Annotated in this window: 12 protein-coding genes; 6 read left to right on the forward strand and 6 right to left on the reverse strand. The window is 70.2% G+C overall.

Annotated features, from left to right (window positions below; all coding sequences use genetic code 11):
- The first annotated feature begins 31 nt into the window (after nt 1–31).
- From F7R91_RS30515 to F7R91_RS30530, 4 genes are read left to right on the forward strand one after another with little or no spacing between them, the layout of a single operon-like run.
- Complete coding sequence (locus F7R91_RS30515; RefSeq protein WP_150954092.1) at nt 32–1,129, forward strand: thiamine ABC transporter substrate-binding protein; 1,098 nt, start codon at nt 32–34, stop codon at nt 1,127–1,129.
- Nucleotides 1,105–2,832 carry an ABC transporter permease gene (locus tag F7R91_RS30520; protein ID WP_408056072.1) on the forward strand — a complete coding sequence of 576 codons (1,728 nt, stop codon included), beginning with the start codon at nt 1,105–1,107 and terminating at the stop codon, nt 2,830–2,832. Before F7R91_RS30515 ends, F7R91_RS30520 begins: the two co-directional genes overlap by 25 nt.
- Nucleotides 2,832–3,866, forward strand: coding sequence for an ABC transporter ATP-binding protein (locus tag F7R91_RS30525; protein WP_150954094.1), 1,035 nt, complete (start codon nt 2,832–2,834; stop codon nt 3,864–3,866). Before F7R91_RS30520 ends, F7R91_RS30525 begins: the two co-directional genes overlap by 1 nt.
- Before the next feature lie 10 nt (nt 3,867–3,876).
- Nucleotides 3,877–4,713: a maleylpyruvate isomerase family mycothiol-dependent enzyme gene (locus F7R91_RS30530; protein WP_150954097.1), complete on the forward strand. Its 837-nt coding sequence runs from the start codon at nt 3,877–3,879 to the stop codon at nt 4,711–4,713.
- Between the two features lie 54 nt (nt 4,714–4,767).
- On the opposite strand, the gene F7R91_RS30535 is transcribed toward F7R91_RS30530, so the two are convergent.
- The 6 genes from F7R91_RS30535 to F7R91_RS30560 all read right to left on the reverse strand — a co-directional run bounded on the left by F7R91_RS30535 (nt 4,768) and on the right by F7R91_RS30560 (nt 10,351).
- Nucleotides 4,768–5,463: an LAETG motif-containing sortase-dependent surface protein gene (locus F7R91_RS30535; protein ID WP_191971695.1), complete on the reverse strand. Its 696-nt coding sequence runs from the start codon at nt 5,461–5,463 to the stop codon at nt 4,768–4,770.
- A 242-nt stretch (nt 5,464–5,705) separates the two neighbouring features.
- A complete protein-coding gene (locus tag F7R91_RS30540; protein ID WP_150954100.1) occupies nt 5,706–6,113 on the reverse strand; it encodes a VOC family protein in 408 nt (135 codons plus the stop codon).
- Nucleotides 6,114–6,209: 96 nt separating this feature from the next.
- Nucleotides 6,210–7,556: a hypothetical protein gene (locus tag F7R91_RS30545; protein ID WP_150954103.1), complete on the reverse strand. Its 1,347-nt coding sequence runs from the start codon at nt 7,554–7,556 to the stop codon at nt 6,210–6,212.
- Entirely contained in the window at nt 7,538–8,278 is a 741-nt protein-coding gene (locus F7R91_RS30550; RefSeq protein WP_150954106.1) for an ABC transporter ATP-binding protein, read from the reverse strand. The genes F7R91_RS30545 and F7R91_RS30550 overlap by 19 nt, the downstream gene beginning before the upstream one ends.
- Nucleotides 8,279–8,468: 190 nt before the next feature.
- Nucleotides 8,469–9,833, reverse strand: coding sequence for an aspartate aminotransferase family protein (locus F7R91_RS30555; protein ID WP_150954109.1), 1,365 nt, complete (start codon nt 9,831–9,833; stop codon nt 8,469–8,471).
- A gap of 2 nt (nt 9,834–9,835) precedes the next feature.
- Nucleotides 9,836–10,351, reverse strand: a complete 516-nt coding sequence (locus F7R91_RS30560) for an Lrp/AsnC family transcriptional regulator (protein ID WP_150954112.1) — start codon at nt 10,349–10,351, stop codon at nt 9,836–9,838.
- Between the two features lie 169 nt (nt 10,352–10,520).
- Here F7R91_RS30560 and F7R91_RS30565 point away from each other — a divergent pair, with 169 nt between their 5' ends.
- Together F7R91_RS30565 and F7R91_RS30570 are read left to right on the forward strand one after the other, a co-directional pair.
- On the forward strand, nt 10,521–11,957 hold the full coding sequence (locus tag F7R91_RS30565) for a gamma-aminobutyraldehyde dehydrogenase (protein ID WP_150954115.1): 1,437 nt from the start codon (nt 10,521–10,523) through the stop codon (nt 11,955–11,957).
- Nucleotides 11,958–12,153: 196 nt separating this feature from the next.
- Complete coding sequence (locus F7R91_RS30570; protein ID WP_150954118.1) at nt 12,154–13,344, forward strand: polyamine ABC transporter substrate-binding protein; 1,191 nt, start codon at nt 12,154–12,156, stop codon at nt 13,342–13,344.
- Nucleotides 13,345–13,465 lie beyond the last annotated feature (121 nt).

Raw genomic sequence — 13,465 nt, forward strand, 5'->3', positions numbered from 1 at the left:
GTCTCTTCCTGGTCAGCCAGGAGGAATTTCAGTGAGCACTACCAAGAAGCTCGCGGCCATGGCCGTCGGCCTGGGCCTGGTCACGCTGCCCGTGCTGTCCGCGTGCGGTTCGTCGTCCGACTCCGACAGCGCCGACTCAGGCGCCGGCTCCAAGACCGTGACCCTCGTCAGCCACGACTCATGGGCCGTGTCCAAAAGCGTGCTCGCGGACTTCGAGAAGCAGTCCGGCTACAAGGTCAGGGTCCTCAAGAGCGGTGACGCGGGGCAAGCCGTCAACAAGGCCATCCTCACCAAGGACAACCCGCAGGGCGACGTCTTCTTCGGCGTCGACAACACCCTGCTCTCGCGCGCACTCGACAACGGGCTGTTCCAGTCGTACGAGCCGAAGGGCTCGGACCTGGTCATGCCGGAGTACCGCGCCGACGAGGACAAGCACCGGGTCACGCCGATCGACACCGGCGACATCTGCGTCAACTACGACAAGGCGTACTTCAGCAAGCACAAGCTGACCCCGCCGTCCTCCTTCGACGACCTGGTCAAGCCCGCGTACAAGAACCTCCTCGTCACCGAGAACGCCGCCACCTCCTCGCCCGGCCTGGGCTTCCTGCTCGGCACCGCCGCGCAGTACGGCGACGACGGCTGGCCGGACTACTGGAAGAAGCTCAAGGCCAACGGCGTGAAGGTCGTCGACGGCTGGGAGCAGGCCTACAACGAGGAGTTCTCCGGCTCCGCCGGGGGCAAGAAGGCGGGGGCCGACCGGCCTCTCGTGGTCTCGTACGCCTCCTCGCCGCCCGCCGAGGTGATCTTCGCGGACCCGAAGCCGAGCACCGCGCCCACGGGCGTCGCGACCGGCACCTGCTTCCGTCAGGTCGAGTACGCGGGACTGCTGAGCAACGCGAAGAACGCCGAGGGCGGCAAGGCGCTGCTCGACTTCATGCTCACCAAGACGTTCCAGGACGACATGCCGATGAACATGTTCGTCTACCCGGTGCGGGAGGCCGCCCAGGTGCCCGAGGAGTTCGTGAAGTACGGCCCCCAGGCCAAGGATCCCGAGACCATGGACCCGGCGAAGATCGCCGACAACCGTGACCAGTGGGTCAAGTCGTGGACCTCGCTCGTACTGAAGTAACCCCCCGTAAGGGCGCCGGGAAGCGCAAGGACGCCGGGAAGCGCAAGAACGGCGGGGAGCGCAAAGGCGCCGCGAAGAGCGTGGCGGCGCGGCTGGGGCTGCTGGCCGTGCCCGTCGCCTTCTTCGCGGTGTTCTTCGCCTACCCCGTCGCCGCCATCGTCGCGCGCGGTCTCAAGGCCGACGGGGTCTGGCAGCTCGGCCGGATCACGGACGTGCTCGGCGATGCCGGTATCCGGCACGTCCTGTGGTTCACCACCTGGCAGGCGCTCGCCTCCACGGCGCTCACCCTGCTGATCGCGCTGCCCGGCGCCTATGTCTTCGCCCGTCTCGACTTCCCTGGCAAGCACGTCCTGCGGGCCGTGGTGACGGTCCCGTTCGTCCTGCCGACGGTCGTGGTCGGCACGGCGTTCCTGGCCCTCGTGGGGCGCGGCGGTCTGCTCGACGAGCTGTGGGGTCTGCGGCTGGACACCACGGTCTGGGCGATCCTGCTCGCGCACGTCTTCTTCAACTACGCGGTCGTCGTACGAACGGTCGGCGGGCTCTGGTCGCAGCTCGACCCGCGTCAGGAGGAGGCCGCGCGGATGCTCGGCGCCTCGCGGATCGCGGCCTGGCGGAAGGTCACACTGCCCGCGCTCGGGCCCGCCGTGGCCGCCGCCGCGCTCATGGTCTTCCTGTTCACCTTCACGTCCTTCGGTGTGGTGCAGATCCTGGGCGGGCCGACCTTCTCGACCCTGGAGGTCGAGATCTACCGGCAGACCTCGGAGATCTTCGACCTGTCCACGGCCGCCGTACTGACGCTGATCCAGTTCGCCGCGGTGGGAGCGGTCCTCGCCGTGCACGCCTGGACCGTACGGCGACGGGAGACCGCCCTGCGTCTCGTGGACGCGTCCACGACCGCGCGGCGGCCGCGCGGAGCCGGGCAGTGGGCGCTGCTCGCCGGCGTCCTCGTCTCGGTCGCCCTGCTGCTCGTGCTGCCGCCGGCCGTGCTGGTGCAGCGGTCCTTCGACGCACCGGACTTCGGCTACTACAGGGCCCTGACCAGCGACGACAGCGGCATCTTCCTCGTCGCGCCGATCGAGGCGATCGGCAATTCGCTGGAGTACGCCGTGGTCGCCACCGTCATCGCCGTGGTGATCGGGGGTCTCGCCGCCGCGGCCCTGACCCGGCGGGACGCGGGCCGGCTGGTGCGGGGCTTCGACGCACTGCTGATGCTGCCGCTCGGGGTGTCCGCGGTGACCGTCGGTTTCGGGTTCCTGATCGCGCTCGACGAGCCGCCGCTGGATCTGCGCAGCTCCTGGATCCTGGTGCCGCTCGCCCAGGCGCTGGTCGGTGTGCCGTTCGTCGTACGGACCATGCTGCCCGTGCTGCGGGCCGTGGACGAGCGGCTGCGGGAGGCGGCGGCCGTGCTCGGGGCCTCGCCGTGGCGGGTGTGGCGGGAGGTCGATCTGCCGATGGTGCGGCGGGCGCTGCTGATCGCGGCCGGGTTCGCCTTCGCGGTGTCGCTCGGGGAGTTCGGGGCGACGGTGTTCATCGCACGGCCCGACCATCCGACGCTGCCGGTCGCGGTGGCGCGGCTGCTGGGGCGGGCGGGGGAGCTCAACTACGGACAGGCCATGGCCCTTTCGACGATTCTGATGGTGGTGTGCGCGGTGGCGCTGCTCGTCCTCGAGCGGCTCCGCGGCGACCGGACCGGGGAGTTCTGATGCTGCTGAGCCTGGAGGACGCGACCGTGCGGTTCGGCGGCCGGGCCGTGCTGGACGCGGTCGGTCTGGACGTCGCCGAGCATGAGGTCGTGTGCGTGCTCGGACCCAGCGGCAGCGGCAAGTCGACGCTGCTGCGGGCGGTGGCGGGGCTGCAGCCGCTGGACCGTGGGCGGGTGCTGCTCGACGGGCGCGACCAGGCGGGGGTGCCCGCGCACCGGCGCGGGGTCGGGCTGATGTTCCAGGACCATCAGCTGTTCCCGCAGCGGGATGTGGGCGGCAACGTCGCCTTCGGGCTGCGGATGCGCGGAGCGTCCAGGGGACAGCGGGACGCCCGGGTGCGGGAGTTGCTGGACCTGGTCGGACTGCCGGGCGCCGCGGGCCGGGCCGTCGCCTCCCTGTCCGGTGGTGAGCAGCAGCGGGTGGCGCTGGCCCGCGCGCTCGCGCCCCGGCCGCGGCTGCTGATGCTCGACGAGCCGCTCGGACAGCTCGACCGTTCGCTGCGGGAGCGGCTGGTGGTCGAACTGAAGGAACTCTTCGGGCGGCTGGGCACGACGGTGCTCGCCGTGACGCACGACCAGGGCGAGGCGTTCGCGCTCGCCGACCGGGTCGTGGTGATGCGGGACGGGCGGATCGCCCAGTCCGGTACGCCCCTGGAGGTCTGGCAGCGGCCGGCGGACGAGTTCGTGGCCCGCTTCCTCGGCTTCGACAACGTGGTCGAGGGCACGGTCGGCGGGGAGGCCGCGGTCACCCCATGGGGCAAGCTGCCGGTCCCGGCGGGCACCCCGGACGGCAGCCACACACTGCTGGTGCGGCCCGCCGGAGTGCGGCTCGTGGCCGCCGACCAGGGCCTGCGCTGCACGGTCGCCGCGCGCACCTTCAAGGGCAGCCACGTCGCCGTACATCTGCAGCCCGAGGATGCCCAGCGGCTCGAAGCGGCCTGCGCGCTGCGGGAGGCGCCGGAGGTCGGGGACACCGTCGGGGTGGAGTTCGAGGCGGCGGAAATCGTGGTGCTGGGGCGGCCGTCCGGCGCATAGGGTGCGGGCCATGACGCTGCTCCCGTACGACCGCTACTGCGACGAAATCGACCACCAAGTCGGTCTGTTGAGGGCGGTGGTGACCTCCGGGGCCGATCTGTCCGGCACCGTGCCCACCTGTCCGGACTGGTCGCTGGAAGAGCTCGTACGGCATGTGGGCGGTGCGCTGCGCTGGGTGGAGCTCCTGGTGCGCACGCGAGCCGAGGAGGACATCCCCGAGGAGCGGGTGCCCCAGCACGACGGACCCGAGGCGCGCGGCGACGCCGCCGCGCTGGACGCCTGGCTCGCCGAGACGGGTGAGCTGCTGGTCGGCACGCTGCGGGAGGCCGGCCCTGACGCGAAGGTGTGGGGCTGGGCCGGGATCCCCGACGCGGGCTTCTGGGCCCGGCGGATGACCCACGAGATCACGGTCCACCGCGCCGACGCCACGCTGGCCGCCGGGCTGCCCTACGAGGTCGCGCCCGAGGTGGCCGCCGACGCCGTCGACGAGTGGCTGCAGATCGTCGAGTGGGCGCAGCGGACCCTGCCGGACGACTCGGCGACCGAACTGCGCGGTCCCGGGCGCAGTATCCATCTGCATGCCACCGCCACGTCCGCCGGGCTGAACGCCGAGCGAAGCGAGCTGGGGGTCTCCTCGCCCGAAGGGTGGGGGAGGGTGGTCGAGTTCACCGAGGACGTCGTCGTGTGGCGGCCTGGCCATGAGAAGGCGACCGTCGAGCTGAGGGGCCCGCTGACCGCCGTACTGCTCGCGTTCTACCGTCGACTGCCGCTGGACAGCCCCGAGTTGGAGATCGTCGGCGAGCGGGAGCTCCTGGAGTTCTGGCTGGAGCGGGCCACATTCGGCTGACAGGCGGACGGCCCGCCCCGGTGAGGGGACGGGCCGTGGTCGCGTACGGGCGGATCAGCGGGAGTTGTTCCCACGACGGCGCATGCCGAAGAACACGGCGCCGCCGCCGACGGCGACGAGGGCGACCGCGATACCGGCGATGAGCCCGGTGTTGGAGTTGGCACCGGTCTCGGCGAGGTTCGACTCACCGGCCGCGGGCGAGGGCTCGTTGCTCGAGGTGTCCGCGGGCGGGGTGCTCTCGCTCTGTGAGGCGGACGGGGCCGGGGTCTTGGACTCCTTGTCGTCGGCCGGGGGCTTGGCGGACTTCGAGGGCGACGGCTTGGCCGACGGCTTCCCGGTGTCCTCCTTCTTGCAGGCGACGGACGGGGTGGTCAGGTTCGGCGTGACATCGGCGTCGACCTTGCCGTCGTCCGTCTTGACGTGGATGCGGTAGACGGCGTCCGGCTTCCAGTTCTCGGCAAAGGTGACCGTGGTGCCCTTGCGCGAGCCCTTGACCTCCTGCTCGCCCACCTTCTTCGCATCGGCGCCGTTGTTCTCGAGGAAGACGGAGACGGTCGCCGGGGTCCCGGTGGGGTCCACGTCGGTGACGGTGATGACGCCCTTCTTGCCGTCGCACTTGGCTTCGGCCGAGAACTCGATGATGTCGACGGCGAGCGCGTTTCCCGCGACGCCGAGCGCGAGCGCGGCCGACGCGGAGGCGACACCGAGGATGCGCACGGAACGACGTGCGGTGCGGCGGGTTATGAACACGTTTGCCCTTCGCGGGTCGTACAACTGAGCGGGGCTCGGGGGGAGATGACGCGACGGTGAGGCGAGGCTTCACCACCCCCAGCAGTCTCACAGGTTTATAAGCGCTCCATCGGCGGTGTCAATGCATATGCCCCTGGGGCACATTGGCTTTGCTCTTTCGTTAACCACCGAGGCGTTTCAAACCCTCCGGAGCCTCCCCGATCCGGTCAACCAGGGCGAAGACCTCCTGTACGTACGTGTTGTCAGCTCTGGACCGCCGCCGGGTCCATCCACATGACCTCCCAGGTGTGACCGTCCGGGTCGTCGAAGGCGCGGCCGTACATGAAACCGTGGTCCTGCGTCTGGCCGCTGGCGGTGCCGCCGGCCGCGATCGCCTTGTCGACCAGCTCGTCCACCTTCTCGCGGCTCTCGGCGCTCAGACACAGCAGGACCTCGCTGGTCTTCGTGGAGTCCGCGAGCTCCTTCTTGGTGAAGTCCGCGTAGCGCTGCTTGCTCAGCAGCATCGCGACGATGGTGTCGCTGATCACGACGCAGGCGCAGTCGTCGGTGGTGAACTGCGGGTTGATCGTGTAGCCGAGCTCCGAGAAGAACTTCTTCGCGGCGTCGACGTCGTTCACGGCCAGGTTCACGAAGATCATCTGCTGGTACATGCGAGGTCTCCCGTCGGATGCGTGCTGTACGCCTGGGTAGACCGGTAGCCGGTGCGGAACTCATCGGCGTCCGGGGAAATTGTTCGCGTGGACTTTTCAGCGGGCCAGCGGAAGCGCCGCCAGCCGGGCGACGGCCAGGGTGAGCGGTACGAACACCGTGAGCAGCGCGCCCGCGCGGAGGGCGGCGACACTGCGCAGCATCGCCGTCGGGGCGCCGAGGCGCAGCAGCGCGGCGGTGGTGTCGGCGCGGGCCTGCTTCGCCTCGAGTGCGGCGGTCAGCAGGGTGGCGACGGTGCAGCCGCTCACGAGGGCCGCACCGAGGAGGGTCAGCGGCCCGAACGACGGGTCGGCGGTGTCGTACAGCGTGATCACGGCGTACGCCGCGGACGCCACCGCGCAGACGACGCCGAGGGGGCGGCCGATACGGGTGGCTTCCGCCATGAGGATGCGCCCGGCCAGGAGGCGGAGCGGGCCGGGGCGGGCGGACTGGAGGAGGTGGCCGCAGAGGTGGGTGAGGCCGGGGCCGGCCAGGGCGAGGCCGAGGGCGGTGAGCAGCCAGCCGATCAGGACGGCGGGGGCGGTGGCCGTGCCGCCGGGGAGGGTGAGGCCCGGGGGGTTTCCGGCCTGGATCGCGTAGGCCTCCGTGGCGAGGCCTGCGGCGAGGATGGTGATGCCCCAGGGGAGGCCGTCCGGGGTGGGGGGTGGGGCTGTCGTGTGGGTCAGGTCGGGGTCGGGCTGTGGGGTGGCCGGGGTTGCTGTGGGGACGTGGGCTGCGCGGACCGGCGCCGGAGTGGTGCCGCCTTTCCTCGGGACGGGCGCCGCCCCAGTGGCGCGGATGCCCGCAGACGGGCGGCCGAAGGCGCCGCCCGCAGCTTGGCGCGCGTCCGGGCGGCGAAGGCTGCCCCTCCATCGCGTTCCGAACATTCCCTTCGCCCCCTGCGGCCGCAGGGTCATCGCCGCCGACACCGACGCGATCGCCGGTACCAGGGACAGCAGCGTCACCGTCGCCGGAAGGGGGAGGGGGCTGTCCGCGGCCAGGGCGTGTGCTGCCGCGCCGTCGAACGGCAGGCCCGTCAGGTCGCCGCGCAGGTGGAGGAAGACCAGGAGGGCCAGCATCGAGCCGAGGGTGCAGGACAGGGCCGTCGTCGTGGCCGAGACGGCCATCAGCCGGGCGGGGCCCAGGCCGATCGCCGCGAGGCCGGGGCGCGGTCTGGTGCCCGGGTCGGTGCGGGCCACCGCGACGGCGAAGTACACCGTGGCGGCCAGCGGGGTCAGACACCAGGCGAGGCGCAGGAGGGAGGCGGCGGGGTCGTCCGGGTGGCTGAGGGCGTGGCCGAGTGTGCACAGGAGCAGGAAGCCCGTGCCCGCCGAGGCCACCGCCACCAGCAGACGGCGCAGCTGTACGGCGGGACGGGCGCCGCGGGTCAGACGGAGAGCGAGCACGCGGCCCGGCCTTCCGTCTCGGCGACCGGGGGCAGATGCACGGTGGTCACGCACCTTCCGTCCAGCAGGGACACGGTGCGGTCGGCGAGGGCCGCGGTCTCCGCGTCATGGGTGGCCAGTACGACCGTGATGCCGTGCGAGCGGGCCGCGGTGGTGAGGGTGCGCAGGACGTGGGCGCGGTCCGCGCGATGCAGGGGCGCCGTCGGCTCGTCGGCGAACAGGATCGAGGGGGCGGGAGCGAGGGCGCGGGCGATGCAGACGCGCTGACGCTCGGCCTGGTGCAGCTGGTGCGGGCGTTTGCGGATGCTGTCGCCGATGTCGAGGCGCTCCAGCCACTCCACCGCGGACGTCTTGGCCCGGCGCCGGCTGGTGCCGCGCAACATCAGGGGGAGGGCCGCGTTCTCCCAGACGTTGAGCTCGGGGACGAGCACGGGGACCGGGTCGATCCAGCCGAAACGGTCGCGGCGCAGCCGTTCCCGGGTGAGCGTGCCCATGGTGTGCACGGGCACGCTGTTGAACCAGACCTCGCCGCGCTGGGCCGGAGTCAGGCCCGACAGGCATCGCAGCAGCGTCGTCTTGCCGCTGCCCCGGGGCCCGCTGACGGCGAGGATCTCACCCTCGCGGACACCGAGAGAGACACCGCTGAGCGCGGGCGAGCCGTCGTGGTGCTGGAAGTGCAGGGCGCGTGCCCAGAGCACGTCGTTGTCGGGCGGGGCCACCATGCGCGTACACCTCGGTTCTGATCCGTTTTCCCTGCGGGATCCCCCGTGCGGGGGAACGAAGGCAGGGCCGATCGGTCACTCGGCACGCTAGGCAGTCCACGCGGGGACGCCGGACAGCACGCGGCCCCGGGCCGCCCTTTCTCACTCGAATGGGCGGCCCGGGGCCGGAACTGATCACAGCGTCAGCTGATCACAGCTTCGTCCACGCCTCGGTCAGGGTCGCGCGCAGGATCTGCTCGATCTCGTCGAACGTCCCCTGGTCGGAGATCAGCGGCGGGGCGAGCTGGACGACCGGGTCGCCGCGGTCGTCGGCACGGCAGTACAGGCCGTTGTCGAAGAGGGCCTTGGAGAGGAAGCCGTACAGGACGCGCTCGGTCTCCTCGTCGTTGAACGACTCCTTCGTCGCCTTGTCCTTCACCAGCTCGATGCCGTAGAAGAAGCCGTTGCCGCGGACGTCGCCGACGATCGGCAGGTCGTGCAGCTTCTCCAGGGTCGAGCGGAAGGCGCCCTCGTTGTCGAGCACGTGCTGGTTGAGGTTCTCGCGCTCGAACAGGTCGAGGTTGGCGAGGCCCACGGCGGCCGACACCGGGTGGCCGCCGAAGGTGTAGCCGTGCAGGAAGGTGTTGTCGCCCTTGTAGAACGGCTCGGCGAGGCGGTCGGAGACGATGCAGGCGCCTATGGGGGAGTAGCCCGAGGTCATGCCCTTGGCGCAGGTGATCATGTCCGGGACGTAGCCGAACTTGTCGCAGGCGAACGTCGTGCCGAGGCGGCCGAAGGCGCAGATGACCTCGTCCGAGACCAGCAGGACGTCGTACTTGTCGCAGATCTCGCGGACCCGCTGGAAGTAGCCGGGCGGCGGCGGGAAGCAGCCGCCTGCGTTCTGTACCGGCTCCAGGAAGACCGCGGCGACGGTGTCGGGGCCCTCGAAGAGGATCTGCTGCTCGATCTGGTCGGCGGCCCAGCGGCCGAAGGCCTCGGGGTCGTCGCCGAAGATCGGGGCGCGGTAGATGTTGGTGTTCGGGACCTTGTGCGCGCCCGGCACCAGCGGCTCGAACGGGGCCTTGAGGCCCGGCAGTCCGGTGATGGACAGGGCGCCCTGCGGGGTGCCGTGGTAGGCGACCGCGCGGGAGATGACCTTGTACTTGGTGGGCTTGCCGGTCAGCTTGAAGTACTGCTTGGCGAGCTTCCAGGCGGTCTCGACGGCCTCGCCGCCGCCGGTGGTGAAGAAGACCTTGTTCAGATCGCCGGGCGCCTCGTCGGCGAGACGCTCCGCCAGCTCGACGGCCTTGGGGTGGGCGTAGGACCACACCGGGAAGAACGCCAGCTCCTGCGCCTGCTTGAAGGCGGTCTCGGCGAGCTCCGTGCGGCCGTGACCGGCCTGGACCACGAACAGACCGGCGAGACCGTCGAGGTAGCGCCTGCCCTTGTCGTCGTAGATGTGGGTGCCCTCGCCCCGGACGATGGTCGGGACGGGGGAGTTCTCGTACGAGGACATGCGGGTGAAGTGCATCCACAGGTGGTCGTACGCGGTGCGGCTGAGGTCCTTTGAGCTCACGGTTATCGGGTTCCCCACATATAGGTCTGCTTCTTGAGCTTGAGGTAGACGAAGCTCTCGGTGGAGCGCACTCCGGGGATGGCCCGGATGCGTTTGTTGATGACGTCCAGGAGGTGGTCGTCGTCCTCGCAGACGATCTCCACCATCAGGTCGAAGGAGCCTGCGGTCATCACCACGTACTCGCATTCGGACATGGCGGTCAGCGCGTCCGCCACGGACTCCACGTCGCCTTCGACGTGGATGCCGACCATCGCCTGCCGGCGGAAGCCCACGGTGAGCGGGTCCGTGACGGCGACGATCTGCATCACGCCCTGGTCGAGCAGCTTCTGGACGCGTTGACGCACGGCCGCCTCGGACAGGCCGACGGCCTTGCCGATCGCGGCGTACGGCCGGCGCCCGTCCTCCTGAAGCTGCTCGATGATGGCGAGGGACACGGCATCCAGCTGGGGAGTGCCGCTCCTGGACTCACGGGAGTCCCTGGGGTCTGCGCTTCGACTGGCCACGCGCTCACTCTGCACGACGTCTCGACAGTTCCGCAAGGCTGCATCAATGAAATTCGTTGTTTACGAGACTGAGACCTGCGGATTTCGCAGCCTTACGGCGAGCAGGGGTGTTGAAAACGTGGGTCTGCAGATTAGGGTGGGTGTCTCAGTGATTGGACACGTCGAACTTGACAGGAGGCCGGCAGTGAGCACCGAGCTGCGTCGTCTGCGCAACTACATCAACGGTGAGTTCCGGGACGCCGCCGACGGGCGGACCACCGAGGTGGTCAACCCCGCGACGGGGGAGGCGTACGCGACCGCGCCGCTGTCCGGGCAGGCGGACGTGGACTCCGCCATGGCGGCCGCCGCCGCTGCCTTCCCCGGCTGGCGCGACACGACCCCTGCCGACCGTCAGAAGGCCCTCCTGAAGATCGCGGACGCGTTCGAGGAGCGCGCCGAGGAACTGATCGCGGCCGAGGTGGAGAACACGGGCAAGCCGACCGGGCTGACCCGCTCCGAGGAGATTCCTCCGATGGTCGACCAGATCCGCTTCTTCGCGGGCGCGGCCCGGATGCTGGAGGGGCGCAGCGCCGGCGAGTACATGGAGGGGATGACCTCCATCGTCCGCCGTGAGCCGGTCGGCGTCTGCGCGCAGGTCGCGCCGTGGAACTACCCGATGATGATGGCCGTATGGAAGTTCGCCCCGGCGATCGCGGCCGGCAACACCGTGGTGCTGAAGCCCTCGGACACCACGCCCGCCTCCACGGTCCTGATCGCGGAGATCATCGGCTCGATCCTGCCCAAGGGCGTCTTCAACGTCATCACCGGCGACCGTGACACGGGCCGCATGATGGTCGAGCACCCGACCCCGGCCATGGCCTCCATCACCGGCTCGGTCCGCGCGGGCATGTCCGTCGCCGAGTCCGCGTCCAAGGACGTCAAGCGCGTCCATCTGGAGCTGGGCGGCAAGGCGCCGGTCGTCGTCTTCGACGACACCGACATCGCCAAGGCCGTCGAGGACATCTCGGTGGCGGGCTTCTTCAACGCCGGCCAGGACTGTACGGCCGCCACCCGCGTCCTCGTCCAGGAGGCCATCCACGACGAGTTCGTCGCCGCGCTGGCCAAGGCCGCCGCCGAGACGAAGACCGGGCAGCCCGACGACGAGGACGTCCTGTACGGGCCGCTCAACAACCCCAGCCAGCTCAAGCAGGTCTCCGGCTTCATCGAGCGCCTGCCCGCCCACGCCAAGGTCGAGACGGGTGGCCACCAGGTCGGCGAGAAGGGCTACTTCTACGCGCCGACCGTCGTCTCCGGCCTCAAGCAGGACGACGAGATCATCCAGAAGGAGGTCTTCGGCCCCGTCATCACCGTCCAGTCCTTCTCCGACGAGGAGCAGGCGGTGGAGTGGGCCAACGGCGTCGAGTACGCCCTCGCCTCCTCGGTGTGGACCAAGGACCACGGCCGCGCGATGCGGATGTCCAAGAACCTCGACTTCGGCTGTGTGTGGATCAACACCCACATCCCGCTGGTCGCCGAGATGCCGCACGGCGGCTTCAAGAAGTCCGGCTACGGCAAGGACCTGTCGGCGTACGGCTTCGACGACTACACCCGCATCAAGCACGTGATGACGTCGCTCGACTGAGTGACCGAGTGACCGAGTCAGCTGAGTGGCTGAAGGCCTGTCGGCCTCAAGCCCGCGGCCCCGGACGGGAGATGACCGTCCCGGGGCCGCCGTCTTTCCCCTGCCAGACGGTGATCGACAGGGTGTCGACCCCGCGCGGGCCTGCTCGACGCAGCGTCGATTGTGGGCACGCGGCACGCCCCGGCATGCTGCCCCCATGCCCCTCGCACCCAGGACGTCCCCCCTCTCGCGCCGCAGCCTGCTGCGCGTGCTCGGCTCGGGCGCGGCACTGGCCGGTCTCGCCGGCTGTGGAGTGCCCGCCGCGTATGTGGCTCCCGGCGACCGTGCCGTCGCCGATGTCTCCGTCACCGACAAGCGGCTGACCTGGGCGAACTGGCCGCTGTACATCGATACGGACGACGACGACTCGACGCGGCGGCCCACCCTGCAGGCCTTCGGCAAGCGCACCGGGATCTCCGTCGACTATGTCGAGGAGATCAACGACAACGACGAGTTCTTCGGCAAGATCAGCCCCGCGCTGATGAACCATCAGCGCACCGGCCGTGACCTCGTCGTCATCAGTGACTGGATGTGCGCGCGGTTCGTCCGCCTCGGCTGGGTCCAGGAGATGGACCGCGCCCGCCAGCCGCATGTCACGAAATACCTCGACCCGCTGCTGCGTTCACCCGCCTTCGACCCCGGCCGCAGGTTCACCGTGCCGTGGCAGTCCGGCATCACCGGTATCGCCTACGACCGCCGCAGGCTCGGCCGGGAGATCCGACAGGTCTCCGACCTGTGGGCGAGCGACCTCAAGGGCCGGGTGACGCTGCTGTCGGGCCTCGACGAGGCGTTCGCGCTGCTGATGCAGGGCAACGGCGTCGACATCACCCGGTGGACGGCCGACGACTTCCACACGGTGTGCGACCAGGTCGAGTCGTCCGTGCACGGCGGCCGGATCCGCCGCTTCACCGGCAACGACTACACCAAGGACCTGGTCAGCGGTGATGTGCTGGCCTGCCAGGCGTACTCCGGCGACGTGATCCAGCTCCAGGCGGACAACCCCGACATCCGCTTCGTCGTCCCCGAGGAGGGCGCCGAGCTCTGGTCGGACTCGCTGATGGTCCCGAACCGGGCCACGCACAAGGCGAACGCCGAGAGCCTGATCGACTACTACTTCGAGCCCGAGGCCGCAGCGGAGCTGGCCGCCTGGGTGAACTACGTCTGCCCGGTCCCGGCCGCCCGGGACGTCCTCGCGGCGTCCAAGGACAAGGACACCGCGGCCCTGGCCGAGAACCCGCTGATCTTCCCCGACGACGAGATGCGCGCACACCTCGCGGTCGCGAGGGACATCACACCGAAGGAACGGGCGGAGTTCACCAAGCGGTGGAACGGGATCGTGGGGCTGTAGGCGCGAGGGCCCGCACGCCGCCAAGAAGCTGTTCCCGGGCCAGACTTGCCCGCCCGCCTGACTTTGCCTGTTCTTTACAACCTGCCCCGTCGCCCCCTCGTCTCTCCCCTCGATCCGTGAC

The organism is Streptomyces luteolifulvus (assembly GCF_008806595.1).
GTDB classification, from domain to species: domain Bacteria; phylum Actinomycetota; class Actinomycetes; order Streptomycetales; family Streptomycetaceae; genus Streptomyces; species Streptomyces luteolifulvus.

Coding starts and splice junctions, on each gene's coding strand:
- F7R91_RS30525 (WP_150954094.1), top strand. CDS start 2,832: ATGCTGCTGAGCCTGGAGGACGCGACCGTGCGGTTCGGCGGCCGGGCC.
- F7R91_RS30530 (WP_150954097.1), top strand. CDS start 3,877: ATGACGCTGCTCCCGTACGACCGCTACTGCGACGAAATCGACCACCAA.
- F7R91_RS30540 (WP_150954100.1), bottom strand. CDS start 6,113: ATGTACCAGCAGATGATCTTCGTGAACCTGGCCGTGAACGACGTCGAC.
- F7R91_RS30550 (WP_150954106.1), bottom strand. CDS start 8,278: ATGGTGGCCCCGCCCGACAACGACGTGCTCTGGGCACGCGCCCTGCAC.
- F7R91_RS30570 (WP_150954118.1), top strand. CDS start 12,154: ATGCCCCTCGCACCCAGGACGTCCCCCCTCTCGCGCCGCAGCCTGCTG.